This is a genomic window from Acidovorax sp. FG42 (assembly GCF_057809195.1).
In genome coordinates this window covers 230169-255389 of record NZ_JBMDJM010000003.1, presented here as the reverse complement: position 1 = coordinate 255389, position 25221 = coordinate 230169, and the positions used below count along the sequence as shown (strand labels likewise).

Below are 25221 nucleotides of genomic sequence, written 5' to 3'. Positions count from 1 at the left end.
CCGCCACTGCATGCAAGCCACCCGCATCGTTGCCATCCGCCACGGCGAAACCGCCTGGAACGTGGACACCCGCATCCAGGGCCACCTGGACATCCCGCTCAACGACACCGGCCTGTGGCAGGCCACCCAGGTCGCCCAGGCCCTGGTGGGCGAGCCGATTGCAGCCATCTACTCCAGCGACCTGCAACGCGCGCACGCCACCGCGCAGGCCGTGGCCCGCACCACGGGCGCCCCGTTGAAGACCGAGCCGGGTCTGCGCGAACGCAGCTTCGGGCACTTTCAGGGCCGCACGTTTGCCGAGATCGAGGCCGAGCTGCCCGAGGACGCCTTGCGCTGGCGCAAGCGCGACCCGCACTACACACCCGAGGGCGGCGAGTCCCTCGTCACCTTGCGTGACCGCATCGAACGCACCGTGACCGCGCTCGCACAACAGCATGTGGGCGAGCAGGTGGTGATGGTGGCGCATGGCGGCGTGCTTGACGTGCTGTACCGCCTGGCCACGCGCCAGGACATCCAGGCGCCGCGCACCTGGCAACTCGCGAACGCCGCCATCAACCGCCTGCTGTGGACGCCTGACGGCCTCACCCTTGTCGGCTGGGCGGACACCCAACACCTTGACCAGATTGTCGTGCGCGATGAAAACCACGCCTGAAGCCTTGCAAACCACCGTCGGCCAACGCGTGGACCTGATCGACACCCCCGCGCTGGTGGTGGACCTGGACGCCATGGACCGCAACATCCAGCGCATGGCCGACTTCGCACGCAAGCACCAGGTGCGCTGGCGCCCCCATGCCAAGCTGCACAAAAGCGCCGAAATCGCGCTGCTGCAGCAACGCGCGGGTGCTCAGGGTGTGTGCGTGCAGAAGGTGGCCGAGGCCGAGGCGCTGGCTGCCGGTGGCGTCGATGACATCACCATCACCAACCAGGTCATCGCCATGCCCAAGCTGCACCGCGTGGCGCGGCTGGCCGCGCAGCTGGCGGCACGCGGCGGGCGCCTGGGGGTGGCGGTGGACCATGCCGATGGCATCGCCCGCCTGGCCGAAGCCATGGCCCAATCCGGCAGCGATGCGGGCATCGATGTGCTGGTCGAGATCGACGTGGGCCAAGGCCGCTGCGGCGTGCCACCGGGCGAGGCCGCCGTGCCCCTCGCACTGGCCGTGTCGCGCAGCCCCCGGCTGCGCTTTGCGGGCCTGCAGGCGTACCATGGCCGAGCCCAGCACCTGGCCAGCAGCGTGGGCCGCCGCGAGGCCATCGCCAAGGTGGTGGAGGCGGCCTATCACACGCGCCAACTCATCGAGGCAGAGGGCCTTGCCGTGCCCCTGATCACGGGCTCGGGCACTGGCACCCTGGTGCACGAGGCTGCCAGCGGCGTGTTTGGCGAGCTGCAGGCGGGCTCGTTTTTGTTCATGGACGCCGACTACGCCCGCAACGAACGCGACCCGGCCCAGCCCGCGTTTGAGCACGCGCTGTACGTCAAGACCCAGGTGGTTTCGGTGCGCGACACCCACGCGGTGTGCGACGCAGGCCACAAGAGCCATGCCATCGACTCGGGCCTGCCCACCGTGGCCCTGCTGCTCGCCGACCGCACCCTGCGCTACGCCAACGGGGGCGACGAACACGGTTTGCTTTACGCAGACGCTCCCGATGCCCGCCTGCCCAGTTTGGGGCACATGCTCTGGCTCATCCCCGGTCATTGCGATCCCACCGTCAACCTGTACGACTTTTTGATCGGCGTGCGCGGCGGGCTGGTGGACGGGGTCGTGGAGCGGATCATCCGCGTGGATGCGCGGGGAGCGCTGACGTAGACGCGGCCCTCTAAACACGGGCGCTATAGGGGTTCACCTGCCCCAGTGAGGGCTGGCTGCTGGACCACAATCCAGCAGCATGAGCCCCAGCCAGATCATCGTCCTTGCGACGCCCGTCTTCTTTGTGCTGATCGCCATTGAACTGGCCGTCGGCTTCAAGCGCCAACGCAACACCTACCGCCTGGCCGATGCGGTGAGCAGTATCAGCCTGGGCATGCTCAGCCAGACCAGCGCAGTCTTCACGCGCCTGCTGCGCATCGGCATCTACACCGCCCTGTTCGAGCATGTGGCACTGTGGCGCAACGATGCGTTCTGGACCAGCCTGCCCGGTTGGCTGCTGGCGTTGGTGTTCTACGACTTCTGCTACTACTGGCTGCACCGCATGGGGCACGAGTCGGCCGTGCTCTGGGCCGCGCACGCGGTGCACCACCAGAGCCAGGACTACAACCTCAGCACCGCGCTGCGCCAGACCAGTTCGGGCGCGCTGCTGGGCTGGATCTTTTACGTGCCCATGGCGCTGGCTGGCGTGCCGCCCCTGGTGTTCGGCGTGGTGGCGCTCATCGACCTGCTCTACCAGTTCTGGGTACACACCGAGCAGGTGGGGCGCCTGGGCTGGTTCGACCGCTGGTTCTGCAGCCCCAGCAACCACCGCGTGCACCATGCCGTCAACGACGCCTACCTGGACAAGAACTACGGCGGCATCCTGATCCTGTGGGACCGTATGTTCGGCACCTTCAAGGACGAAGACGCGCAGGAGAAATGTGTGTACGGCACGCGCGGCCTGCTCAACAGCTGGGATCCGCTGTGGGCCAACGCCCAGGTTTATGCGGGGCTGGCGCACGACAGCTGGCATGCGCGCAGCTGGGCAGACAAGCTCCGGGTGTGGATCAAGCCCCCAGGCTGGCGCCCGGCCGATGTGGCCGAGCGGTTTCCCAAGCCCGCGTTCAGCATGGCGCAGATGCAGCTCTATCACCCGCCCATGTCGCGCGCCGTGCAGTGGTTTGCGCTGGTGCAGTTTGCGCTGCTGCTCACGGGCGTGGCAGCCTTTTTGTGGCAGGCCGATGCAGCGCCGTTGGCGCACAACGCCATCTGGTTTGCCGTGCTGCTGACGGTGCAATGGTCGCTGGGCGCGGTGATGCAGGGGCGCATCGGCATGCTGATGGCGCTGATGCTGCAAAGCGCGGCGCTGGCCACGGCCACCAGTGCGCTGGGGCTCACGGCGTGGCATTGGCTGTTCAAGCCACTGACCATGGTAATCGCTATTATTTTGGTAGCTACCAGCGCATATTCGACTAGCGCAAGGGGCACACCGGGCTCCAATACGCCCTGGATCTTGCTGATGGCCGCCCTGAGCGGGTCCTTGGCGGGGGATGTGTTCCTCATGTTCCCGGGGTTGTTCATCCCCGGTCTGGTGAGCTTTCTGGTGGCGCACCTGTTCTATGTGGCGCTGTTCAAAAGCGGGCAGACCTGGTTTCCGCACCGGGGTGCACTGGCGGCCACGCTGGGCATCGGCGTGGCCATGTACGCCTTTCTGTGGACGGGCGGCCTGCCGCCTGCACTCCGCGCCCCCGTCGCGGCCTATGTGCTGGTGATTGCGTTGATGGCGGCCCAGGCCATTGGCCGCGCCACCGTGTTGCGCGACGCCGCTTCGCTGTGTGTCGCCATCGGCGCCGGGTTCTTCATGCTCAGCGACTCGCTGCTGGCCACCAACCGCTTCGTGACGCCCCTGCCCATGGCCCAAGTGTGGGTGCTGGCGACGTACTACGCGGCGCAGGCGCTGATCGTGGCGGGCATGCTGCGGGGCACAGCCCGCGCGGAGCCCAGCTCTGCCGCGCCCCTCACACCCCAAACAGATCTTGCCCGCTCGCCTTCGGCGGCGTGACCCCCAGATGGCGGAACGCGGCCAGCGTGGCAATGCGCCCGCGCGGCGTGCGCTGCAGGAAGCCCTGCTGGATCAGGTAGGGCTCGATCACATCCTCGATGGTGCCGGCCTCTTCCCCAATGCTGGCAGCGATGTTGTCGAGCCCCACAGGCCCGCCGTCAAAGCGGTGGATCACGGCTTCGAGCAGCTTGCGGTCCATCACGTCAAAGCCCTGCGGGTCCACATCCAGCATGGCCAGCGCCTTGTCGGCAATGGACTTGGTGATGCGGCCATTGCCCTTGACCTCGGCATAGTCGCGCACGCGGCGCAACAAGCGGTTGGCAATGCGCGGTGTGCCACGCGAGCGGCGGGCGATCTCGAAGCCGCCGTCCTCGTCCATGGGTGCGTTGAGCAACCCGGCACTGCGCTGGACAATGCGCGCCAGCTCTTCGGCCGTATAGAACTCCAGCCGCGCCACGATGCCAAACCGGTCGCGCAGCGGGTTGGTCAGCATGCCCGCGCGCGTGGTCGCGCCCACCAGGGTGAAGGGCTGCAGGTCCAGCTTGATGCTACGCGCCGCAGGGCCTTCGCCGATCATGATGTCGATCTGGTAGTCCTCCAGCGCGGGGTAGAGGATTTCCTCCACCACGGGTGACAGACGGTGGATCTCATCGATGAAGAGAACGTCGTTCTTTTCCAGGTTGGTCAGCAGCGCCGCCAGGTCCTTGGGTTTTTCCAGCACCGGTCCGCTGGTCTGGCGCAGGTTCACCCCCAACTCGGCCGCGATGATGTGCGACAGCGTGGTCTTGCCCAGGCCCGGCGGGCCGAACAGCAGCACGTGGTCCAGGGCCTCCTCGCGCTTCCTCGCCGCGCCGATGAAGATCTCCAACTGCTCCCGCGCCTTGGCCTGGCCCACGTACTCCTGCAGGAGCTTGGGGCGCAAGGCGCGTTCGATGGCCTCCTCTTGGGGAGAGGCAGGGGCGGCAGAGATGACGCGTTTGGCGGGGGCGGGGGAGAAGTCGTCGGTCTGGATGGTCACGGCAGTTATGTCTGGGCGGCGAATGCCATGCTGGCATGCAATCTGCCACTATATCGCCCAAGGATTCCCCGGGGGTCAAGTAAGCGGGAACAGCGCCGATAGATGAACCAGACCATGACCAAGACGATGCCTGCGCCCCCTTGCCTGCCCCGGCCCCTTTTCCTCCACCAGCTGGCTGTGTTGGTTGCCTGTGGCGCTACCGCCCTCGCTGCGACCGGTCAGATTCCCCCGCCCTCACCAGCCCGGTCCGCCAGCGGCTCCATCCGTATTGAGAACCCGCAGGAAAAGGCCGACTTGGCCACTCGGATCGACGAAGCCATCCAGCGCGCTAAAACGAAGAACGCGCCCACCACGTCGGCAGGTGCGCGTCGGCGGGCCGAGCCTATCCCCAGCGTGGAGGTGCGTATCCCGACCGAGCGCCCCAGCAAACCAGCCAAGACCATGGCCATCCCACAGGCCCCGGCCCGCCCTGCCGTTCAGGACCCTGAAGCCAGCCGGCGCTATATCCAGACACGGGCAGCGGAACTGGCGGCAGTTGCGCCACCTCCACCGCCCCCAGACCCACGCACGGTGCGCTGGGACTACGACAGTGGAGACCGGGGTCCCCAGGCCTGGGGCAGCCTGCACCCGGACTTTGCAACCTGCAGCAGGGGCATGCGGCAGTCGCCGATCCATATCAAAGCCCAAGACGTAGAGGTCGGTCCGGCGCCCCCTCTGCCCTTCAACCACCAGTTCTTCGGAGGCACGGTGTTGCACAGCGGGCATGGCTTGGAACTGAAAGTGGAAGGCGACAGCATCCTGACGCTGCGCGGAATGCCCTGGCGCCTGGTGCGCCTGCAGTTTCGCCACCCTGCTGAAGAGCGCGTGCATCAGCACAACTACCCGATGGCAACCGATCTGGTGTACCAGGGACCTGACGGTCAAACAGCGGTGGTGAGCGTGCCCATGCAGTTGGGAAGCACCAACGCCTTCATCACCCGCATCTGGACCCATATGCCCCTGGATGTGCAAGACAGCGTGCGTCTGCCGCAGCCGGTGCTTTCCGTGGACGAGCTGCTACCGCAGGACCGGCGCTATTACCAGTACGCAGGCTCCATCACCCAGCCGCCCTGCACCGAGGGCGTACTGCGCATTGTGATGAAGACCCCGGTCAATGTAGGGCCCGCACAGCTGCGCATGCTGCAGCGTGTGTCGCCACCCAACGCACGTCCTGTGCAGGCCTCTAACGGACGCCTGGTTCGCGAGGCCCAATAAGCGCTTCACTTCGCCAGCGACTTGAGCGCCAGCTTGATCCCATCGCTCACACCCACATCGACTGGCAGCGCCTTGAGCGCCGCCGCCGCTTCCTTGTCGTTGTAGCCCAAAGCCAACAGCGCCTGCAAAATGTCGGCTTGCGCATCGCTGTTGGCTGCGCCGCGCACAGCACCGATGTCAGCGCCCAGCTTTCCCTTCAGCTCCAACAGCAAGCGCTCGGCAGTCTTCTTGCCGATGCCGGGCACCTTGACCAGCCGCCCTGCCTCCTGCAGCGAAATCGCCTGCGCCAGATCGCTCACGCCCATGCCGCTCAGGATGGACAACGCCGTGCGCGGCCCCACGCCAGAAATCTTGATCAGCTCGCGAAACGCCTGGCGCTCGGAGGCGGTCGCAAAGCCGTACAGCAGCTGCGCATCCTCGCGCACGATGAACTGGGTCAGCAGGCTCACGCGCTCGCCCACAGCGGGCAGGTTGTAGAACGTGCTCATGGGCACATTCACCTCGTAGCCCACACCGTGGCAGTCCAGCAGCACCTCGGGGGGATTCTTCTCCAGCAGGGTGCCGGTCAATTTGCCTATCATTGATGTCCTTTGGCGGCGCGGGCGTGACATGCCGCGCCGTCGTTCTTGCCGTTTTCCGTTGCCTGACTGGAATTATCCGCGTGATCCTGCGCCACACCTTCACCCCCCACAACAACACCCGGCTTACGAACCTGTGTGGCCCGGCCGATGCGCACCTGCGCACTATCGAGGTGGCCTTGCAGGTGAGCATTGCGCACCGGCACGAGCAGTTCAAGGTCGACGGCCCCAAGGCCAAAGCCACGCAGGCGATGGAGCTGTTGCAGGCCCTGTATGAAATGGCCGAGCGGCCCATCGGCGAGGACTACATCCAGCTGATGCTGGCGGGCGACAGCGAACTGCTGGAGGCCCCGGACGACGCCATCATCCTCAACACCCGCCGCGCCGACCTGCGCGGGCGCACCCCCACGCAGAACCTGTACCTGCAGAACATTGCCACGCACGACATCACCTTCGGCATTGGCCCCGCAGGCACCGGCAAGACGTATCTCGCTGTAGCCAGCGCCGTGGATGCCCTGGAGCGCAGCAGCGTACAGCGCATCGTGCTGACCCGCCCGGCGGTGGAAGCGGGCGAGCGCCTGGGCTTTTTGCCGGGCGACCTGGCGCAGAAGGTGGACCCCTACCTGCGCCCGTTGTACGACGCACTGTACGAACTGATGGGGCATGACAAGGTGCAAAAGGCGTTCGAGCGCAACGCCATCGAGATCGCACCGCTGGCCTTCATGCGCGGTCGCACGTTGAACAATGCGTTCGTCATCCTGGACGAGGCGCAAAACACCACGCCCGAGCAGATGAAGATGTTCCTCACCCGCATCGGGTTTGGTGCCAAGGCGGTGGTGACGGGCGACGTGAGCCAGATCGACCTGCCCAAAGGAACGCTGAGCGGCCTGATCGACGCCGAGCGGGTGTTGAAACGCGTGAAGGGCATCTCGGTCACCCACTTCACCAGCGCCGACGTGGTGCGGCACCCGCTGGTGGCCCGCATCGTGGACGCCTATGACGCCCCCCGCCGCGCAGCCGCTGCGCGCACACGCGACTGAACTCCTAATTTGATAGCTGCTTGCGGTCATGCATCAAGCGCTAAGTGCCAAAAACAATCCCAATGTCTTTGAACCAACTCTCCCTGTCGCTGCAGTTCGGCACCTTTGACGGCGTGGCCGCCCACCGCGCCGTACTGCCCCGCCATAAGGTCACACGCTGGATTCGCCACGCGCTGGCCACCGACGCCGAGATCACCGTGCGCATCGTGGGTGCCGAAGAAGGCCAGCAGCTCAACCGCGAATACCGCAAGAAGGACTACGCCACCAACGTGCTCACGTTCGACTACACCCAGGAGCCCGTGGTGACCGCCGACCTGGTGCTCTGCGCCCCCGTGATTGAGCGGGAGGCGAAGGAGCAGAACAAGAGCCTGGAAGAGCACTACGCCCACATGCTGGTGCATGGCACGCTGCACGCCCAGGGCTGGGACCATGAAACCAGCGAGGCCGATGCCGAGGAGATGGAGGCGTACGAGACCGACATCCTGCAAGAGCTGGGCTTTGAAGACCCCTACGCGACCTGATCGGCCGCACGGCTCCCCCGCGACTCGGCGGACAACCCACTTTTAAACGTCGCTTCAAAACGCAGCCGCAGGTAAAGCAGTCGCACCTTTTACAGTCGCAATCCGGACTCAATAACTCCGAATCTCCACCTAACATCGGTGCAATGCCACGCGCGTTACGCCGTGGCCAAGGAGATACTTTGGATACCGCCCTTCTCGTCGCTGCCGCCTTCGTCGCCGGCGCCCTCAATGCCGTCGCCGGTGGCGGCAGCTTTCTGACACTGCCCGCCCTCGTCTTCACCGGCGTGCCGCCCGTGGTGGCCAATGCAACGGGCACGGTAGCGCTGCTTCCGGGCTACATGGCGGGGGCCTGGGGGTTTCGGGAAGACATGCAGCCGCCGCCCGGCCTGTCCATGCGGGCGGTGGTGCTGCTGGCCCTCATCGGCGGATCGGCCGGGGCTGCGCTGCTGCTGATCACACCCGACGCCACCTTCCGCAAGGTCGTGCCCTGGCTGCTGCTGGCGGCCACGGCGATGTTTGCACTGGGCCCCCGGCTGCGCCAGTGGGCCGGTGCGTCGGCCCATGGCCCTGCTGCGCCGGGGAAGGCGGCCCTGGGCATGCTGGCCGTGGCGGGGTATGGTGGCTACTTCAACGGCGGGCTGGGCATCTTGCTGCTGGCGCTGTTTGGCCTGCTGGGGCAAACCCAGCTCAACGCCATGAACGGCATGAAAAATCTGGTCTCGGCCCTGCTCACCGCGATTGCGGTAGCCATCTACGCAGCGGGCGGCATCGTGCTGTGGCCCCAGGCGCTGATGATGATGGTGGCGGCCACCGCAGGCGGCTACGGCGGTGCCCGCGTGGCGCGCAAGCTGCCTGCCAACGTGCTGCGCTGGGGCATCGTGGTCACCGGGCTGGTGATGGCAGCGGTGTTCTTCTGGCGGCAGTGAACAGCAGCTCCTCAGCCCCGTCGCCAACGCCCAGATCCACGCCTGCGGCGGCACCAGCACCCTCGCCGGCGCCGGCGCCAAAGGCAGACAGCGGCCGTCCGCCCAACCGCGTGCTGTGGGCCATGCTGCTCACGCTGCTCAGTGGTTTTGCGTTAAGCCAGGCGTTTCGCACAACCACCGCCATCCTGGCCCAGGGGCTGACCGCCGAGTTCGGACTGTCTCCGGGGTCGCTGGGGGCCTTTGCCGGGTTGTTCGGCCTGTCGTTCGGCGTGGCCCAATTGCTGATGGGCGTGGGGCTGGACCTGTGGGGCCTGCGGCGCACGGTGCTCATGGCCTTCCCGCTGGCGATTGGCGGGGCCGCGCTCTCCGCAGCAGCGCCCGGCTACGCGTGGCTGATGGTGGGCCAGTTGATGATCGGCGTGGGCTGCTCGCCTGCGTTTCTGGCTTGCACACTGTTCATTGCAAGGCATTTTCCGGCCGACCGGTTTGCCTACTTGTCGGGTGTGGCCATGGGTGTGGGTGGGCTGGGCCTGCTGTTCACCGGCACGCCGCTGGCCTGGCTGGTGCAGCACGGCGGCGGCTGGCGCACGGGCTATGCCGTGCTGGCAGTGCTCAGCGCGCTGTCGTGGCTGCTGATCTGGCTGCGGGTGCACGAGCCCGCCCCGCTGGTGCCGCCCCCGGCGCAGCGCGAAACCTGGGGCCAGGCGCTGCTGGGCTTTGGCCAGCTGCTCACGATGCCGCACACCTGGGGCATCCTGCTGCTGGGCATGTCGGGCTACGCCGCTTTTTTGTCGCTGCGGGGCCTGTGGCTGGCGCCGCTGCTGATGGACCGCTACCACCTCACCCTGGTGGACAGCGGCAACGTGGCGCTGGGGCTGTCGCTGATTGCACTGTTCGCCCCCGGGTTGGCGGGCCGGCTGGACCCGGGCATTGGCCGCCGCCGGCGCTGGATTGGCAATGCCTCGCTGCTCATGGCCGGGCTGTTCGCGCTGCTGGCCTTTTTGCGGGTGCACCCTGCGGCCAGCGTGGTGCTGATTTTGCTGATGGGCCTGCTGTGGGGCTACGGCGTGCTGCAGTACGCCGATGTGCGCGCTTCGTATCCACCCGCACTCACGGGCCGGGCCCTGTCCGCCTACACCATGGCGATGTTCCTGGGCGTGGCGCTGATGCAGTGGTTCACTGGCATCGTGGCCACCGGCGCCCAGCGTCTGGGCTGGGATGCCCACACGGCCGTCATGCTGTCCATTGCGGCCTGGCTGGCGCTGGCGTCGACGGCGTTTCGGTTTTTGCCTGTATCGCCACTGGTTTCTTCGCAGACACCAGAACCCAAATAGCCTGTAGCGCCCGCCTATCAAGACCGACGGCTACGGCGGTGCCCGTTTGGCACGCCAATTGCCTGCCAAAGTGCTGCGCCGGGGCGGCGTGGTCACTGGGCTGCTGATTGCCGCCGCGCTTTTCTGGCGGCACTGACGGGCTGACCTACCCCGTTGCCAGGAACGCAGCCCGTACGAAGGTCAGCCGCCGCGCACCAGCAGCACAGGCACAGGGGACTGGCGCAGCACCTGCTCGGCGTCGCTGCCCAGCAGCATGCGCCCCACACCCCGTCGGCCATGGGTGCCCAGCACGATGATCTGGGCGCCCCATTCCTTGGCCTTGGTGAGGATCAGGTCACTGACCCGCCCGGAATAACTCTCGAACAGTTCGGCCTCCACCGCAATGCCAGCAGCCTTCGTCCGCGCCTCGGCATCCGACAGCACTTGCTGACCCGCTTCCTTCAAGAGATCGAACACGTTGGGCGGTAACGCCATGGCGGCCTCAAAGCTCGTCATCAGCGAAATTTCATCCACCACATGCAGCAGCTTGATGGTGGAGCCCATCACACGCGCCAGGGCAATGGCCTCATTCAGGCCCGCGAGCGAAGTGGGGCTGCCGTCCACAGGCACCAGGATCTTTTCGTACATGAGAGTTCCCCTTAAAAACCCATCGTAGCGCCTCACCGTGCGCAGGCACACCCCAGGCAGCTCTGTGCAGCACTCAGGCGGCCACCACGGCGGGCGGCATCCGCAGCGGTATCGTCACCGGCCCGTCATTGACCAGATGCACCTGCATGTCGGCCGCAAACTGGCCGGTGGCCACCACGGGGTGGACTTTGCGGGCCTGGTCCACCAGGTAGTCATACAGCCGCCGCCCTTCGTCGGGCGCCGCCGCCTGGGTAAAGCTCGGGCGGTTGCCGCCGGTGGTGTCGGCTGCCAGCGTGAACTGGCTGACCAGCAGCAGTCCACCACCGATGTCCTGCACGCTCTGGTTCATCTTGCCCGCAGCGTCCGAAAAAATCCGCAGCTTCAGGATCTTGGCCAGCAGCTTGTCGGCCTCGGCCTCGGTGTCGGCACCCTCGGCGCACACCAGCACCAGCAGACCCGCGCCGATGGCGCCCACGGTCTGCCCGTCCACATCCACACGCGCTTCGCGCACACGTTGCAATACGCTGATCACTTCACGGCATCCTTCACATCGTCACGGGGGTCGTCGAAATGCGCCTCCACATCGGTGGGCAGCAGTTCGATGGTGGCACGCAGGCCGGGCACGGCCGTCATCAGCGCGCGCTCGACCTGGCCGCGCAGCTCGGCCGCGTGGCGCAAGGTCCAGTCGGCGGGCATGTGCAGGTGCATGTCCACAAATTGGCGCTGGCCCGCGCGGCGAGTAGAGACATGGTCGAAGCGCACGGCACCGGGCGCCTGGGCCGCCACAAACTGCTGCAGCGTGGCGTCGATGGTGGACTGCACCTCGGGCTCCACCGCTGAATCCATGAGGCCCTGGGACGAGCGCCATACCAGCTCCACGCCTTCTTTCAGGATGTTTAGCGCCACCGCAATCGCCGCCACCGCATCCAGCCACAGCCATCCGGTGAGGGCCGCGCCCGCAATGCCCACCAGCACACCAGCCGAGGTCCACACGTCGGTGACCAGGTGGCGGGCATCGGCCTCCAGCGCGATGGAGCGGTGCTCGCGCGCCGAGCGGAACATCACCCACGCCAGCAACCCGTTCAGGGCCGAGCTGAGCACCGACAAGCCCAAGCCCCAGCCCACCTGCTCGATGGGCTGCGGGTCGAACAAGCGGTGCCCGGCTGCCCACAGGATGCCTGCCGACACGCCCATGATGAGGATGCCCTCGAAGCCCGATGAAAAGTATTCGGCCTTGTGGTGGCCGTAGGGGTGGTCGTCATCGGCCGGGCGCTGCGCCACCGTCACCATGGCCAGCGCAAACATGGCGCTGGCCAGGTTCACAAACGACTCCATCGCGTCCGACAGCAAACCCACCGAGCCCGTGACCACCCAGGCCAGCGTCTTGAGCGCGATGGTGACCACCGCCACGGCCACCGAGGCCCACAGCAGGTTGCGGGGTGAAAGCCAGGGGTGGGATGCGGAAGATGGCGCGGACATGGTGAATGAGCGAGGGAGCCGAAACAATGGCGAACAGGCGAGTCAGAAATTACACCAGAGCCACCTTAAGCTCCGTTTAACAGAGCGCCCAGGGTGCGCACCCAGCGTTGATGCAACGCAGCCCCATGCCAGAATCCGCGCATGCCCCCCGCCTGGCGCCGCCTTCTGCCCCGACACGCCCTGCACCTGCCCAGCCTGCTGTTGTGGGTGGCAGTGGCCTGCATCGGTTGCGGCTGGCTGGTGGTGGACCGCCTGCAGCAGCTGCACGCGGCGTTTGAGACCGACGCGCGGATCGCGCACCGGCTGCTGAGCCAGCGCGTGGTGCAGCACGACGCCATCATGGCCACGCTGGCGCTGCTGCAGCCTGCTGCCGCTGCGGCTGCGGCGGATGACCCGCACAACGCGGCATCGCCCCTGCCCCGCCTCACATCGGTGTACCCGCAGATCCTGGCCGTGCTGCAGCGCTCGGCCCACAGCGACTGGCCGCCCGCAATGCAGGCCGAGCTGAGCGCAGCCGAGGCCACATCACGGCGCACCGGCCACGCCGCGATGGCAGGGCTGAACCTGCCCGCAGGCCGTTTCTACCTGGTGCTGGCAGGCACACCGGCCAGCTACGCGCTGCACATCGACCTGCGCGCCACCATCCCCACAGACGAGTGGCCCATGGACATGGCCACCAGCCCGGTGCGCGTGACGCTGGAGCAAAGCGGCACGGCCTTTGTGGTGCAGCCCGGCCAGGCCGACAGGGGCAGCGGCATCCGCACCTACGACTTTCACAAACTGCTGGCCGCCGCCAGCCAGCCGCTGGACGTGGTGGCCCGCCGCAGCGTGGGCCTGCATGAACTGCCCTGGTGGCGCATGCTGGGCTGGTGCCTGCTGACGGCCGCGCTGTGGGCCGCAGGCCGCGCCCTGTGGCGCCAGCGCGTGGCGCGCCAGCGGGCCGAAGAGCTGCTGCGCCTGGGCCAGGTGGCGCGGCTGAACACCCTGGGCGAGCTGGCCGCCGGCATGGCCCACGAGCTGAACCAGCCGCTCACGGCCCTGCTGTCCAGCACCCAGGCCGCCCAGCGCCTGCTGGCCGACGACCGGCCCGATCTCGACACCGCACAGACTGCCATGGCCCGCGCCGTGGAGCAGGCGCGCCGCGCATCCACCGTGGTGGGCCGGCTGCGCCGCCTGGTGGAACGGCCCGACCTGGCCGGTCAGGCCCAGCCCCTGGCACTGCCCACCGCCGTGCAGGACGTGCTGCACCTGCTGGAGCCCGAGCTGGCGCAGCGCGGCGTGGTGCCCGAGGTGTTGGCCGCCGCAGACCTGCCCCCGGTGCTGGCCGAGCCCGTGGCCCTGCAACAGATCGTCCACAACCTGCTGATGAACGCGCTGCAGGCGCTGGAGCAAGTGCCCCCCGCTGAACGCCAGCTGCACCTTGCCATGGCGCAGGCTGGTGCCGGACAGGTGGCGTTGTCGGTGCGCGACCACGGCCCCGGCATCCCGCCCGAGGCGCGCCAGCACCTGTTCGAGCCCTTCTACACCACACGCACCGGCGGGCTGGGCCTGGGCCTCACGCTGTGCGAGAGCCTCGCGCAGGCCATGGGCGCGCAGCTGAGCCTGGCGCCCGAGGCCACGCCCCCATCCGCCGCCCAACGGGGGGCAGAGTTTGTGCTGACCCTGCAAGCCGCACCACCCCACGATGACCGATAGCGCCCCCTCCCTCTCGCCCCTGATCCACCTGGTGGACGACGATGCTGCTGTGCGTGAGGGCCTTGCCCTGCTCATCAGCACCGTGGGCCTGCGCGTGCAGACCTGGGCCGATCCGCAGTCGTTCATGGCCGGGTTCGACCGCGCCAGCATCGGCGCCATCGTTCTGGATGTGCGCATGCCGGGCATCAGCGGCCTCACGGTGCTGGAGCAGCTGCTGGCGCAGGGCGTGGACCAGCCCGTGATTTTGCTCACCGGCCACGGCACGGTGGAGATGTGCCGCCGCGCCTTCAAAACTGGCGCGGCCGAGTTTCTGGAAAAGCCGGTGGACGACGAAGTGCTGATCGAAGCCCTGCAAAACGCCGTGCGCCAGCATGTGCGATCGCGCGAGCGCCACCAGGCCGACCAGCAGGCGCGCGAGCGTTTTGCGCAGCTCTCGGCCCGCGAGCGCGAGGTGCTGGGGCTGATCGTGGGGGGGCTAACCAACAAGGAAATCGGCCGGGCGCTCGCGCTGTCGCCGCGCACGGTGGAAACACACCGCGCCAACCTGTTCGCCAAACTGGGGGCCGAATCACTGGCGCAGCTGATTCGGCGCTATGCGGCACTGGTGGATGCGTCCTGACAGCGCCCGCACAGGGCCTCCGTAGTTCTACGGAGGCCCGCGCGTAGCCACCCGAATGGCCGGAAACGGCGGCGTTTTCTACAGTTCTCCCACGGCGCCACAAAGGGTGGCACCGACGCCAAAACACCGGAGAACACCATGCAAAACCGCCTCGCCACCGTCGCCGCCCTCACCCTGTCCCTGATCGCCACTGCCGCCAGCGCCGAAGGCGTGCGCACCGAAAAGAACATCTCGCTGGACCTGGCCACCCAGATCGCCGCCCAGACCGTGGCCACCTGCACCGCCAACGGCTACGCCGTGACTGCCACCGTGGTGGACCGTGCAGGCATCGTGCGCGCCGTGCATCGCGCCGACAACGCGGGCCCCCACACGCTGGAAGCCAGCCGCCTCAAGGCCTACACCTCGGCATCGGCAAAGAACACCACGCTGGCCATGATGGAAGGCGCGCAGAAGAACCCTGCGGCCGCCAACCTGGTGAACATCCCTGGCTATCTGCTGCTGGGCGGCGGCGTTCCGGTGAAGGTGGGCAACGAAGTGATCGGTGCCGTGGGCGTGGGCGGTGCACCCGGCGGCCACCTGGACGAGCAATGCGCCGTGGCAGGCATCGCCAAGGTGCAGGATCTGCTGAAGTAATCACCCGTCCTCACCCCCAACGCACGCCATCGGAGGCCCCCATGAAGCCCTGGAACCTTGTTTTCGCCCTGGCCACAGCGCTGGCCTGCGCCACCCCGGCCCAGGCCCAGGTGCCTCCCACGGCGGCAGAAACTGCGGCCTACCAGGGCCTGCATGCGGCTGCGGCGCGGGGCGATGTGCCCAGGCTCACCCAACTGATCGCGGCGCGGGCCGATGTGAATGCCCGCGATGGCTACGGCCGCACGCCGCTGCATGTGGCCACCTTTGCCCGGCAGGCCGAAGCGATCCGCGCCCTGGCCCAGGCCGGGGCCGACCTGAACGCGCTGGAGAACGACCGCTACGACGCCGTGACGATCGCCGCCGTGGCGGACGACGAAGCCACGCTGCGCGTGCTGCTGCAACTGGGCGCCAGCGCGAAACAGGTGACCAGCCGCTACGACGGCACGGCCTTGATAGCCGCCGCCCACCTGGGGCACGACGGCGTGGTGCGCCAGCTGATCGCCGCTGGGGCGCCGCTGGACCATGTGAACAACCTGCACTGGACGGCGCTCATCGAATCCATCGTGCTGGGCAACGGTGGCCCGCGCCACCAGGCGACGCTGCAGGCGCTGCTCAAGGCCGGCGCCAGCCAGGCCCTGACCGACCGGCAGGGCAACACGCCCCTGCAGCTGGCGCGCCAGCGGGGCTATGGCGAGATGGTGCAGATGCTGGAAGCAGCTGCAGCGCGACGCTGAACCGTCCAAAGGCAGAAGCCAAACGCTATTAATTCAATAGCTACCGGGACATGAAGCACTAGCGCATCCGGTGCTTTTTATTCAAATTCCTGGTTTCCAGTCACCAGACGGGCCTTCACGCTCTTGCCCTTGACACGCCCGCTGTTGAGCCGCTGCACGGCCTGGGCGCCAATCGAGCGGTCCACGGCCACGTAGGTCGAGAAGTCGTTCACGTTGATCTTGCCCACCTGCTCGCGGGTGTAGCCCATGTCGCCGGTCAGCGCGCCCAGCACGTCGCCAGCACGGATCTTCTCCTTGCGGCCACCGATGATCTGGATGGTGACCATGGGCGGCACCAGCGGGCCGTTGCCGGTCGGTGTCAGGTCGGCCACAGGGAACCAGCGCGACTCTCGGCCCTGCAGTTGCTCGATCTTGCCCACGCTGCCCATCTCGTCCAGGCTGGCCAGGTTCAGCGCCAGCCCTTCGGCATCGCCCCGGCCCGTGCGGCCGATGCGGTGGATGTGCACCTCGGGGTCGGGCGTCACGTCCACGTTGATCACGGCGGCCAGGTTGGCAATGTCCAGCCCGCGCGCGGCCACGTCGGTGGCCACCAGCACCGAGCAGCTCTTGTTGGCAAACTGCACCAGCACCTGGTCGCGCTCGCGCTGCTCCAGCTCGCCAAACAGCGCCAGCGCGCTGAAGCCCTGGGCCTGCAGCACGGCCACCAGGTCGCGGCACTGCTGCTTGGTGTTGCAGAACGCGATGGAAGAATCGGGCCGGAAGTGGTTGAGCAGCAGCGACACCGCGTGCAGGCGCTCGCTGTTCTTCACCTCGTACCAGCGCTGCTCGATCTTGCCCTCGGCATGCTGCGCCTGCACGGTGATCTGCTCGGGCGACTTCATGAACTGGGCGCTCAGCTTGGCGATGCCCTCGGGGTAGGTGGCCGAGAACAGCAGGGTCTGGCGCTCTTTGGGACACTGCTTGGCCACCACGACGATGTCGTCGAAGAAGCCCATGTCGAGCATGCGGTCGGCCTCGTCGAGCACCAGCGTGTTGAGCGCCTCCAGCGTCAGGTGCTGGCGCTCCAGGTGGTCCATCACCCGGCCAGGCGTGCCCACTACGATGTGGGCGCCATGCTCCAGGCTTAGCATCTGGCCGCGCAGCGGCACGCCGCCGCACAGGGTCACGACCTTTATGTTTTCCTCCGCGCGCGCCAAGCGGCGGATCTCGGTGGTCACCTGGTCGGCCAACTCGCGCGTGGGGCACAGCACCAGGGCCTGCACCGCAAACCGGCGGGGGTTGAGGTTGGCCAGCAGGGCCAGGGCAAACGCGGCGGTCTTGCCGCTGCCGGTGCTGGCCTGGGCGATCAGGTCCTTGCCCAGCAGGGCGGGCGGCAGGCTGGCCGCCTGGATGGGGGTCATCGTGGTGTAGCCCAGCTGCTGCAGGTTGGCCAGCATGGCGGGGCTGAGGGCCAGCGCACTGAAATCAGTGCGAGCTTGGTTTTCTTTGGAGGTCATGGGCCGATTATCCGGCCCGGCCTGCCGCGCCCCCTATCACTGAAGGGCCAGCACCCCCACAAAGGCCAGGGTGTGTGCCAACACGCCCGGCGCCACCGCCAGGGCGTAGCGCCAGCCCCCGCTGGCCAGGGCCACCACACATTTGCTGCCCGCATGCACCAGCAGCGCGGCCATCAGGGCCTGGGCGATGGCGGGTGCGAACGCGCTGTCCGGACCGCCGCGCACCAGCACAGCGGCGGTGGCGGCGTGCACGTCGGCCAGCGCCGCCAGCAACGCGCCAGCCAGCATCCCTGCATCGCCCTGCCAGGCGGTGAGCGCCTGCACGCCAACCTGGATGCCCGTGAGCAGGGCTGCGATCAGCAAGGCATCGCGCAGCTTGAACATGGGGGTATCTGGTGGGACCGCCAAAGCCCCGTCCACCCCGGCATCTGCCGCCGTGGCCGTACGGCGCCCCGCGCCCCGCCCACCCCACCAGCCCACAGCCGCCGCCACGCACCCGCCTGCCAGCGCGGGCAGCCACAGCCGCGCCAGCCACTGGGGCTGCACCGTGGCGGCCACCACCAATATCTGTGCCATGGTGGCCACACACGACAGCACCGCAGCCCCCGCGTTGGCGCGCGCCGTGGCCCCGCCCGCGCGCACCTCCATGCCCAGGCTGCCGATGGTGGCGGTGCTCGATACGAAGCCCGACGCCAGCGCTGACAACGCCACCGCGTGGCGCGCCTGCATCAGCCGCTTGGCCAGGTGCGCCAGCGACTGGATCACCAGCAGCACGATGACCAGGCGCACCACCACCTGCGGGTTCAACACGCCTTGCCACAGGGGCGTGTTGGGGGCCAGCGGGTACACCAGCAAGGCCAGCGCGGCCAGAATGAGTCCGCTGCGCACCTCGCCGGGTTGCAGCCACTGGTTGGAGAACTGGTGCAGCGCGTCCCGCAGCGCCAGCAGCCCCGTCACCACCACCGCCAGGGCGGCGGCCAGCAACTGGTCGCGCGCACAGGTCACCCCGATCACATAGGCCAGCAACAGGGCGATCTCGGTGGTCACACCCGGGTCGCCGGACCGGTCGCGCGCGTAGGCCACCACGGCCAGTGCTGCCACCAGGGCGGCCCCCACCGCCACCAGCGCAGGCACGGCCGTGAGCGCCGCCGCCGCGCCCGCCAGGGAGGCCAGCGTGAACGACCGCACCCCGGCCAACGCACGGTCGGGCCCGGCGCCCTTGCGGCGCTCGCGCTCGATGCCCATGAGCAAACCACAGCCCGCCGCGCTCGCCAATACGGCCAGCGCGCTGGAAAACCCGCCAAACTCCTGCATGGGACGCCCACACCTTTCCTGTTGATCGTGATTGCGGCAACGCAGCATGGTGACAGAAAGACCGGCCGCACAGCGCCTCCGGTCAGCGAACATGCGGAATTGCCCCAAGGCTGGAGTCAGGTGGATCGGCTATAACGAATCCCACCAGCGCCAGCCCATGCAAGACAGCCCACACGCAGCCCCCGCCCCTGGCCCCAGCGGCTCCAGCGACGCTTTGCTGCGCCTGATTGCCGACTCGGTGCCAGCCCTGATGGCCTACTACGACTTGCCGGGCCTGCGCTGCCAGTTTGCCAACCAGGGCTACGCCGCCTACAACGGCCACAGCACCGAATCCATCCTGGGCCTCACCGTGCAGGAGGCGATTGGCGACAAGGCCTGGCAGGCCATCCAGCCGCACGTGGATCGTTGTTCGCACGGTGAGCGCGTGAAATACACCCGCGAGCAGACCCTGCCCAATGGCGAGGTGCGGATGATCGAGGTCAACCTGATTCCGCACTTTGATGGCGCGGGGCAGCAGCTGGGCTCCTTCGTGCTGATCACCGACATCACTGAGCGCTGGCGCGCCGAGCGCGAGGTGCGCCAGAGCGAAGAGCGCATGCGCAAGTTCACCGAGGCCACGGACGAGGCCATCGTGTTCCACCGCGACGGCCTCATCACCGACGGCAACGAGGCGCTCACCCGGCTCACCGGCTACAGCCTGCAAGAAGTCACCGGCCTGTCGATCTTCAACTTCATCAGCCCCGAATGGCGCGCCACCGCGCTGGAGTACACCCGCAGCGGGCGTGAAGACCCTTATGAAGTCACCATCCAGCACAAGGACGGCCACGCCATCCCCGTCGAGGTCGTCGGCAAGACCATGCCCCTGCACCACGCGGACTACCGCATCGTGGTGGTGCGCGACATCACGGCCCGCAAGCAGGCGCAGGAACGCGAGGCCTTCATCGCCCTGCACGACACCCTCACGCAGCTACCCAACCGGCACTTCCTGATGGAACAGCTGTCGCAGGTGCTGTCGCTGGCGCGCAGGCGCCACGGCCGCGCGGCCGTGCTGTTCATGAACCTGGACCATTTCAAGACCGTGAACGACTCGCTGGGGCACCACGCGGGTGACCAATTGCTGCGCAACGTGGCCGAGCGCCTGCGCAACGGCGTGCGCGACGCCGATGTGGTGGCCCGGCTGGGTGGCGACGAGTTTGTGGTGGTGCTGACCGACGTGCAGACGCCCGATGACGCGGCCATGGTGGCCGACAAGCTGCTGGAGTCCATGCACGGCGTTTTCACGGTCGATCAGCTGCCGCTCACCATCTCCCCGTCCATCGGCATCAGCCTGTACCCGGACCACGGTGGCAGCGCCGACATGCTGCTGCGCTGCGCCGATGCGGCCATGCAGCACGCCAAAGAGAGTGGGCGTGGCAACCGCCAGTTCTACGCCGCCAGCATGGACGCCAGCGCCCTCGATGTGCTGCACCAGGAGCGCCTGCTGCGCGACGCCATCGCCCGCAACGACTTCGAGCTGCACTACCAACCACAGATACGCCTGGCTGACGGCACGCTGCAAGGCCTGGAAGCGCTGGTGCGCTGGCGCCACCCTGAGCGGGGACTGGTCGGGCCAGATGAGTTCATCACCTTCTCTGAATCGCGCGGCCTCATCACGCCCATCGGCCGCTGGGTCATGCGCGAGGCCTGTCGCCAGCTCAAGGCCTGGCAAGACGAGGGCCTGGCTCCGGTGCCCGTGGCCGTCAACCTCTCGGCCCTCGAATTCCGCCAACGGGACGTGGCCGCCGAGATCGCCGCCGTGCTGCTCGAAACTGGCCTCGCCCCGCAATACCTGGAGATAGAGCTGACAGAGTCCGTGCTCATGCACCAGACCGGCCAGGTGCTGGACACCCTCAACGCGATCAAGGGCCTGGGCGTGGGCATCTCCATCGACGACTTCGGCACGGGGTATTCATCGCTGGCCTACCTCAAGCGCTATCCCATCGACAAGCTCAAGATCGACCGATCCTTTGTGGCCGACACCCCAGAGAACACCGACGACGTGGCCATCGTCACCGCCATCATCCAGATGGGCCGCAGCTTACAGCTCCAAACCGTGGCCGAAGGGGTGGAAACGCAGGCGCAAATCGACCTGCTGGCGGGACTTGGGTGTGATTTGATCCAGGGGTTTGTAGTGTCAGCCCCTTTGGACGCAGAGGCAACAGAGCGCTGGTTGCGCAGGTAACACATTCCTTGCCTTCCCGGCCATCTGGCTTGTGGACAATAGGGGAATGCCCATCATCCCCGACTTCATCGCCCCCACCCGCCACACCGACCCGGCCGATGCCCTGGCCCAGGTGCAGCGTATTTACCAGCAACAAATCGGCCACCTGCGCGACGCCATGCAGCGTTTTGTGGCGGGCGAGACGCCCGAGGGTCCGGTGCGGGCTTTCTACCCGTTTGTGCGGGTACACACCACCACCGTGGCGCGGGCCGACACCAAGCTGGCCTACGGTTTTGTGGAGGGCCCCGGGCGCTATGAGACGACGCTGACCCGACCCGACCTGTTTGCCAACTACTACGCCGAGCAGTTCCGCCTGCTGCGCGCGGCGCACAACGTGGAACTGGAAGTGGGCACCAGCACCCACCCGATCCCCATCCACTTCTCGTTTGCCGAACACGATCACATAGAAGGCACGCTGACCCCGGCCCGCCGCATGCTGATGCGCGACGTGTTCGACCTTCCCGACCTGGCCGCCATGGACGACGGCATCGCCAACGGCACCTGGCAGGCCGCGCCAGGCGAGGCGCAGCCGCTGTCGCTGTTCACCGCGCCGCGCGTGGACTACTCGCTGCACCGCCTGCGCCACTACACAGGTACGGCGCCCGAGTGGTTCCAGAACTTTGTGCTGTTCACCAACTACCAGTTCTACATCGACGAATTCGTGCGCCTGGGCCACGCCGAGATGGCCAAGCCCGACAGCGAATACATCGCCTTCATCGAACCCGGCAACGTGGTCACGCGCCGCGTCGGCCTGAGTGCCGAGGCGGGCGACGAGCTGGGCGCGGCCCCGCCCCGCCTGCCGCAGATGCCCGCCTACCATCTGGTGCGCAAGGACGCGAGCGGCATCACCATGGTCAACATCGGCGTGGGCCCGGCCAATGCCAAGACCATCACCGACCACATCGCCGTGCTGCGCCCCCACGCCTGGATGATGCTGGGCCACTGCGCGGGCCTGCGCAACAGCCAGCAGCTGGGCGACTACGTGCTGGCCCACGCCTATGTGCGCGAGGACCATGTGCTGGACGAAGACCTGCCGCTGTGGGTGCCCATCCCGGCGCTGTCGGAGATCCAGGTGGCGCTGGAACAAGCCGTGGCCGACGTCACGCAAATGGGCCGCGACGAACTCAAGCGGATCATGCGCACCGGCACCGTGGCCAGCACCGACAACCGCAACTGGGAGCTGCTGCCCGACAACACGCCCCAGCGCCGCTTCAGCCAGAGCCGCGCCGTAGCGCTGGACATGGAAAGCGCCACCATTGCCGCCAACGGCTTCCGCTTCCGTGTGCCCTATGGCACCCTGCTGTGCGTGAGCGACAAGCCCCTGCACGGCGAGATCAAGCTACCCGGCATGGCCAACCACTTCTACCGCGAGCGCGTGGACCAGCATCTGCGCATCGGCATGCGCGCCATCGAGATCCTGCGCAACGGCGGGGTCGCCCGGCTGCACAGCCGCAAGTTGCGCAGCTTTGCCGAGGTCGCGTTTCAGTAAACGACAGGCCCGGGCCGCTGCGCATGCCACTGGATTTCCTCACCCTCATGACGGTCATGGCGGCCAACCTGTTCATGATCTCGGCCGCGTTCAAATTGGCGCGGGGCATGCTGGGCACTTTCACCGACCAGTACCCGAGCTTTCACGCACATCATCCTGTCAACTTGGCAGCTGCTGTGGCCACCAATGTGAGCCTGGTGCTGGGCACCGTCGCCCTGCTGGTGGCATGGCGGACGGAGGCCGAACACAAGTTGTGCACGCTGGCGATGACCGACGGCCTCACCGGTATGCTCAACCGGCACGGCTTCACCGCCCAAGGAGCAGCCTGCTGACACACGCGGCACAACACAAGTTGCCCATGACGGCGTTGATGCTGGACTTGGACCATTTCAAGCAGGTCAACGACACTCATGGCCACGAAGCCGGGGACCGCGCCCTGCAACTGTTTGCCCGCCTGCTGGGCGGCACCTGCCGCAGCGGCGACCTGGTGGGGCGCCTGGGGGGCGAGGAGTTTGGCGTGCTGCTACTGCACAACAGTGCGCCCGCCGGACTTGCGCTGGACTACAGTGCCGGGAGGGCCGCGCTGCCGCCCGATGAGACTGGCTCGGCCGAACTGATGGCCCATGCCGATGGCACCCGCTACGCAACCATGACGACCATCCGGGAGCGTCTAGTCGCGGCGGACTGGCAGCAGCCGAGGGCACTACGCCATCAAAGTCCTAGGAACACACGTCGTATCATTCCCAAGCGATCTTTACGCATGTATTCACAATGAAAGTCCGCGCTCTAGCAATGCACGTCGGCGTGCGGTGCGCGCCTGCCGGGCAATACAAGAGCACTTGCAACTGTGCAGACTTGCAATAGGTTTTTCGTGCGGAGTGATACTTGAGCGGAAGCTGCTGCCTATGGCACATGCTGCCCGAGTAGTTACTCAAGGATCGTGCAGAGCTTATATACGTTGCAATCTGGCGTGAGCTTATGAGCGGGGTGCTGGATCGGGCAGACTTTAAAGATCTCGTTGAGGCAGCCCACAAGAGGCAGGTGCCAGCGTCTCAAACATATTCTTGATAGTGAATGGGCAGATTGTGTAGAACAAATACAAAGCAATCTACAACAACCATTAAGTGAACAAGAAGACCCCAGAAATTTATCGCTGCATTAGGCGCTAGGGTATGTAGTACTTACAGCATGCAGTCACCGCAACTACAGCATATATACCGGACGGTAAAGAGATGCTGAAAGCAGTGCACCTCTCTGCAAAAATGCGCAAGTACAATACAAGCGCTGATGAACAGCAGTGAATGTTAGAATAGCCGTTGGCACAAGGAGTGCGAGACATCCAGTGAGCGCGTATCCACAAACAGGTTGTAAAATGCTATTAATTACGGATTTTTAATATAACTCTAGCGCAAAAGATAATAATTTGAAAATTTACGCATGCTTGAGAAACCCAAAAATTACAGGCATGCTACGCTGCTGAAATCAACGCCAGACTGTATTAAAAAAAGCTCAACTCTCCAGTTTACCACTGAAAATTTAAATAAGCGACCAGAAAATTTGGGGACCGGAGTACATCCTTTACGATCAACTCGCCAGACAAAAAGAGTAAACAAGTTATCCCTAAGACTTATTTCCCTGCTCCAGCAAATGCAACAGATATTGTCCATAGCCACTCTTGGCCAACACTTTAGCAAGTCGCTCAACTTGCTTGGCAGAGATGAAACCGTTGCGCCAAGCGATCTCTTCTGGGCACGCGATTTTTAGGCCTTGACGTTGCTCCAACGTGGCAATGAATTGCCCAGCATCAAGCAAACTTTCATGGGTACCTGTATCCAACCACGCATAACCGCGCTGCATACGCTGCACAGTGAGAGTACCGCGGTCCAAATAGGCTTGGTTGACAGATGTGATTTCCAGTTCACCTCGCTCACTCGGCTTGACCTTCTTGGCAATCTCAACTACGTCTGAATCGTAGAAATACAAGCCAGTCACAGCGAATTTGGATTTCGGTTGTTGCGGCTTCTCTTCAATACTCAGGGCCGCGCCATTGGAATCGAAGTCCACCACACCGTAACGCTCCGGGTCCTGCACATGGTATGCGAACACTGTAGCACCTACTATCTGGGCATCGGCGTTTGCGAGCAAAGTTGCCAGATCATGCCCATAGAAAATGTTATCACCCAACACCAGCGCACTGGGAGCTCCTGCAAGAAAATCCTCTCCAATAATGAACGCTTGCGCCAAACCGTCTGGGCTAGGCTGCACGGCATACTGCAAGTTCAATCCCCACTGGCTACCGTCACCCAGCAGTTGCTCAAAACGGGGCGTGTCTTGCGGCGTACTGATGACGAGGATGTCTCGAATGCCCGCGAGCATCAGCGTACTCAGTGGGTAATAGATCATGGGCTTGTCGTACACCGGCAGTAGTTGCTTGCTGATGGCCAGGGTGGCAGGATGCAGCCGGGTACCGGAGCCTCCGGCAAGGATGATGCCTTTGCGTTGCGTCATGTGAGGGTG

Annotated in this window: 24 protein-coding genes; 16 read left to right on the top strand and 8 right to left on the bottom strand. The window is 66.1% G+C overall.

Annotation, left to right across the window (positions count from 1 at the left end; translation table 11 throughout):
• The first annotated feature begins 10 nt into the window (after positions 1-10).
• The 3 genes from ACODSM_RS05605 to ACODSM_RS05595 all read left to right on the top strand — a co-directional run bounded on the left by ACODSM_RS05605 (position 11) and on the right by ACODSM_RS05595 (position 3687).
• Positions 11-652 carry a histidine phosphatase family protein gene (locus ACODSM_RS05605; RefSeq protein ID WP_015015905.1) on the top strand — a complete coding sequence of 214 codons (642 nt, stop codon included), beginning with the start codon at positions 11-13 and terminating at the stop codon, positions 650-652.
• Positions 636-1805, top strand: a complete 1170-nt coding sequence (locus ACODSM_RS05600) for a DSD1 family PLP-dependent enzyme (protein WP_488804605.1) — start codon at positions 636-638, stop codon at positions 1803-1805. The genes ACODSM_RS05605 and ACODSM_RS05600 overlap by 17 nt, the downstream gene beginning before the upstream one ends.
• Positions 1806-1884: 79 nt before the next feature.
• Positions 1885-3687, top strand: coding sequence for a lysoplasmalogenase family protein (locus ACODSM_RS05595; protein ID WP_488804604.1), 1803 nt, complete (start codon positions 1885-1887; stop codon positions 3685-3687).
• Here the strand turns inward: ACODSM_RS05595 and ruvB are convergent.
• Positions 3644-4705, bottom strand: a complete 1062-nt coding sequence (gene ruvB, locus ACODSM_RS05590) for a Holliday junction branch migration DNA helicase RuvB (RefSeq protein ID WP_291442245.1) — start codon at positions 4703-4705, stop codon at positions 3644-3646. The two genes, ACODSM_RS05595 and ruvB, sit on opposite strands and share 44 nt — an antisense overlap.
• A gap of 114 nt (positions 4706-4819) precedes the next feature.
• Between ruvB and ACODSM_RS05585 the strand changes: the two genes are divergently transcribed.
• The gene (locus ACODSM_RS05585) at positions 4820-5959 is read left to right on the top strand and encodes a carbonic anhydrase (RefSeq protein ID WP_488804603.1); all 1140 of its coding nucleotides are present in this window, start codon (positions 4820-4822) and stop codon (positions 5957-5959) included.
• Between the two features lie 5 nt (positions 5960-5964).
• Here ACODSM_RS05585 and ruvA read toward each other — a convergent pair whose 3' ends face one another.
• The gene (gene ruvA / locus ACODSM_RS05580; protein ID WP_488804602.1) at positions 5965-6540 is read right to left on the bottom strand and encodes a Holliday junction branch migration protein RuvA; all 576 of its coding nucleotides are present in this window, start codon (positions 6538-6540) and stop codon (positions 5965-5967) included.
• Between the two features lie 80 nt (positions 6541-6620).
• Between ruvA and ACODSM_RS05575 the strand changes: the two genes are divergently transcribed.
• From ACODSM_RS05575 to ACODSM_RS05560, 4 genes are all read left to right on the top strand, one after another.
• On the top strand, positions 6621-7577 hold the full coding sequence (locus ACODSM_RS05575) for a PhoH family protein (protein ID WP_060985313.1): 957 nt from the start codon (positions 6621-6623) through the stop codon (positions 7575-7577).
• Positions 7578-7639: 62 nt separating this feature from the next.
• Positions 7640-8098, top strand: coding sequence for an rRNA maturation RNase YbeY (gene ybeY / locus ACODSM_RS05570; protein WP_209816313.1), 459 nt, complete (start codon positions 7640-7642; stop codon positions 8096-8098).
• A 179-nt stretch (positions 8099-8277) separates the two neighbouring features.
• The gene (locus ACODSM_RS05565; protein ID WP_488804601.1) at positions 8278-9024 is read left to right on the top strand and encodes a sulfite exporter TauE/SafE family protein; all 747 of its coding nucleotides are present in this window, start codon (positions 8278-8280) and stop codon (positions 9022-9024) included.
• Positions 9021-10358, top strand: a complete 1338-nt coding sequence (locus ACODSM_RS05560; protein WP_488804600.1) for an MFS transporter — start codon at positions 9021-9023, stop codon at positions 10356-10358. Before ACODSM_RS05565 ends, ACODSM_RS05560 begins: the two co-directional genes overlap by 4 nt.
• Before the next feature lie 180 nt (positions 10359-10538).
• Here the strand turns inward: ACODSM_RS05560 and ACODSM_RS05555 are convergent, their stop codons facing one another.
• The 3 genes from ACODSM_RS05555 to ACODSM_RS05545 form a co-directional block, all read right to left on the bottom strand.
• Positions 10539-10985 (bottom strand): universal stress protein, encoded by a 447-nt coding sequence (locus tag ACODSM_RS05555; protein ID WP_015015916.1) that lies wholly within the window; start codon positions 10983-10985, stop codon positions 10539-10541.
• A 73-nt stretch (positions 10986-11058) separates the two neighbouring features.
• A complete protein-coding gene (dtd, locus tag ACODSM_RS05550; protein ID WP_488804599.1) occupies positions 11059-11517 on the bottom strand; it encodes a D-aminoacyl-tRNA deacylase in 459 nt (152 codons plus the stop codon).
• Positions 11514-12464, bottom strand: coding sequence for a cation diffusion facilitator family transporter (locus tag ACODSM_RS05545; RefSeq protein ID WP_488804598.1), 951 nt, complete (start codon positions 12462-12464; stop codon positions 11514-11516). Before ACODSM_RS05545 ends, dtd begins: the two co-directional genes overlap by 4 nt.
• A 141-nt stretch (positions 12465-12605) precedes the next feature.
• Here ACODSM_RS05545 and ACODSM_RS05540 point away from each other — a divergent pair, with 141 nt between their 5' ends.
• The 4 genes from ACODSM_RS05540 (at position 12606) to ACODSM_RS05525 (ending at position 16145) form a co-directional block, all read left to right on the top strand.
• Positions 12606-14159: a sensor histidine kinase gene (locus ACODSM_RS05540; protein ID WP_488804597.1), complete on the top strand. Its 1554-nt coding sequence runs from the start codon at positions 12606-12608 to the stop codon at positions 14157-14159.
• Positions 14149-14778, top strand: coding sequence for a response regulator transcription factor (locus ACODSM_RS05535; protein WP_488804596.1), 630 nt, complete (start codon positions 14149-14151; stop codon positions 14776-14778). Before ACODSM_RS05540 ends, ACODSM_RS05535 begins: the two co-directional genes overlap by 11 nt.
• Before the next feature lie 138 nt (positions 14779-14916).
• Positions 14917-15411, top strand: coding sequence for a GlcG/HbpS family heme-binding protein (locus tag ACODSM_RS05530; RefSeq protein WP_488804595.1), 495 nt, complete (start codon positions 14917-14919; stop codon positions 15409-15411).
• Between the two features lie 41 nt (positions 15412-15452).
• Positions 15453-16145 (top strand): ankyrin repeat domain-containing protein, encoded by a 693-nt coding sequence (locus tag ACODSM_RS05525; RefSeq protein WP_488804594.1) that lies wholly within the window; start codon positions 15453-15455, stop codon positions 16143-16145.
• Between the two features lie 77 nt (positions 16146-16222).
• On the opposite strand, the gene dbpA is transcribed toward ACODSM_RS05525, so the two are convergent.
• Together dbpA and ACODSM_RS05515 are read right to left on the bottom strand one after the other, a co-directional pair.
• Positions 16223-17641: an ATP-dependent RNA helicase DbpA gene (dbpA, locus tag ACODSM_RS05520; RefSeq protein ID WP_488804593.1), complete on the bottom strand. Its 1419-nt coding sequence runs from the start codon at positions 17639-17641 to the stop codon at positions 16223-16225.
• A 36-nt stretch (positions 17642-17677) separates the two neighbouring features.
• Positions 17678-18955 carry a DUF4010 domain-containing protein gene (locus ACODSM_RS05515; protein WP_488804592.1) on the bottom strand — a complete coding sequence of 426 codons (1278 nt, stop codon included), beginning with the start codon at positions 18953-18955 and terminating at the stop codon, positions 17678-17680.
• A 157-nt stretch (positions 18956-19112) separates the two neighbouring features.
• On the opposite strand from ACODSM_RS05515, the gene ACODSM_RS05510 reads away from it, so the two are divergent.
• From ACODSM_RS05510 to ACODSM_RS05495, 4 genes are read left to right on the top strand one after another with little or no spacing between them, the layout of a single operon-like run.
• The gene (locus ACODSM_RS05510; RefSeq protein ID WP_488804591.1) at positions 19113-21176 is read left to right on the top strand and encodes a putative bifunctional diguanylate cyclase/phosphodiesterase; all 2064 of its coding nucleotides are present in this window, start codon (positions 19113-19115) and stop codon (positions 21174-21176) included.
• 46 nt (positions 21177-21222) lie between these two features.
• Complete coding sequence (locus ACODSM_RS05505; protein ID WP_488804590.1) at positions 21223-22704, top strand: AMP nucleosidase; 1482 nt, start codon at positions 21223-21225, stop codon at positions 22702-22704.
• Between the two features lie 23 nt (positions 22705-22727).
• Positions 22728-23036 carry a hypothetical protein gene (locus ACODSM_RS05500; protein WP_488804589.1) on the top strand — a complete coding sequence of 103 codons (309 nt, stop codon included), beginning with the start codon at positions 22728-22730 and terminating at the stop codon, positions 23034-23036.
• Positions 23037-23062: 26 nt separating this feature from the next.
• A complete protein-coding gene (locus tag ACODSM_RS05495) occupies positions 23063-23479 on the top strand; it encodes a GGDEF domain-containing protein (RefSeq protein ID WP_488804588.1) in 417 nt (138 codons plus the stop codon).
• A gap of 845 nt (positions 23480-24324) precedes the next feature.
• Here the strand turns inward: ACODSM_RS05495 and rfbA are convergent.
• Complete coding sequence (rfbA, locus tag ACODSM_RS05490) at positions 24325-25212, bottom strand: glucose-1-phosphate thymidylyltransferase RfbA (protein WP_488804587.1); 888 nt, start codon at positions 25210-25212, stop codon at positions 24325-24327.
• Positions 25213-25221: the final 9 nt, after the last annotated feature.